At 53.2% G+C, this 554-nt stretch carries 2 protein-coding genes; both read right to left on the bottom strand.

The genetic code is table 11. From position 1 onward, the window contains the following. On the bottom strand, positions 1-304 hold a 304-nt coding region (locus JK635_RS28110; protein WP_202653131.1), incomplete at its 3' end, for a type II toxin-antitoxin system death-on-curing family toxin. Continuing rightward, positions 301-554 (bottom strand): AbrB/MazE/SpoVT family DNA-binding domain-containing protein (locus JK635_RS28105; RefSeq protein ID WP_235887937.1); only part of this gene is annotated, 254 nt, incomplete at its 5' end. The genes JK635_RS28110 and JK635_RS28105, both read right to left, overlap by 4 nt.

The following is a 554-nucleotide window of genomic DNA, read 5'->3' as shown; positions in this document are numbered from 1 at the left end:
ACGCTTCGGCTTGGCTGAACTGCAAGATATAGCCATTTAGTCCGACAAAGAGCCGTGCAAGGATCCAAGCGGTTCGTTTGTTTCCATCGTTAAATCCATGGTTGCGCGCGATGCCATAGGCATAAGCAGCAGCCAGGTCCGCCACATCCGGGGGAGGCTGACCATAGACAGCCAGCTGTCGGGGCCGGGCCAGAGCCGAACCGACCAAATTATGGTCTTTGACGCCGGCTATCCCGCCATGTTCAGCAAGTTGCTTGTCGTGGATGGCATAGGCGACGGAAGGGGGAATCCATTCCCAGTTCACTTGGCCAAGGCCCGCAACAGATCCCGGTCATCATGCATGATCTGCTCGGCCAATTTCATTTGGCGCTCAAAGGTCGGATCATACGGTGTGAGTCGAAAGCTTCCGTCTTCGGCCTCAGTGAGAAACAGACGGTCACCTTTTTTAATGCCCATTCGCTCGCGGACCTCTTTCGGCACAATAAAGCCCTGACTGGAGCCCACCGTAGTCAATTTAAACTCATACATTTTATCCTCCGCATATAACAAACATT

Origin of the sequence: Neobacillus paridis, assembly GCF_016765675.1 — a bacterium.
Taxonomy (GTDB): Bacteria; Bacillota; Bacilli; order Bacillales; family Cytobacillaceae; genus Neobacillus; species Neobacillus paridis.
The sequence above is the reverse complement of the archived record's forward strand: the minus strand, read 5'-3'. Positions and strand labels throughout refer to the sequence as shown.